Below are 682 nucleotides of genomic sequence, written 5' to 3'. Positions count from 1 at the left end.
ATGTGTTGGGTCAATAGCATAGACTCGGCGTACTATGATGTCAAGCCTCTACAGACATGAAAAAGCGATTGTAGATCCATCGAGGCAGGCTTGTACTCATCTTAGGGGTGAGTAGTTACCTCCTTTGTTTGTTGCCCGGCAGGGATACGAACTCCCTTTGTCGCCTTTCCTCACCGCCATTGCCACCGGTCTGCTGTGCATATTCATCCTGGGTGTGTTCCTGGGAAGGATCAGCAACACACTATGGTTGTGGTCGGGCTTGAAAGCACTGTTCATTGCAGTTGTAACAGTGGCAGTGATTCTGCTTTTGTAGCAGATCAGGATCTGAATATTCTCTGCCATGCGCGCTGAACTGCCTTGCGCATTTCCTCGAGAATCAGAACAGAAGAAGCGACAAGCACCGCCAGTATCCAGTCTATTCCCGACAAGGCTGTTGTACCGAACAGCTGCTGCATAAGAGGCCAGTGAACCACCAGGATTTGCAGAACAACCACTCCAATCAAGGCCAGCCACAAACTGCGATTGTGAAAGAATGTGCGGTTGAAGGTCGTCCCGGTCTCTGCCCGCGCATTGAATGCGTTGAAAACCTGAAACAGCACAAAGGTGGTGAAAGCCAGGGTCAACGCCTGTTGTTCACTCCGGTGCTGCATCCCCCAGAACAGAATACCCAGAGTCCCCGCTA

General features: G+C 51.2%; 1 protein-coding gene. It reads right to left on the bottom strand.

The window, feature by feature from the left end:
* Positions 1-317: 317 nt before the first annotated feature.
* The coding region (locus ACOCD2_RS24255; RefSeq protein WP_294032170.1) for a cation-translocating P-type ATPase C-terminal domain-containing protein at positions 318-682 on the bottom strand (365 nt) is incomplete at its 5' end.

Source organism: Thiolapillus sp. (genome assembly GCF_048562965.1).
Lineage (GTDB): Bacteria > Pseudomonadota > Gammaproteobacteria > Chromatiales > Chromatiaceae > Thiolapillus > Thiolapillus brandeum_A.
Note: the sequence above shows the minus strand (reverse complement) of the source record. Positions and strands in the feature narration are given on the sequence as shown.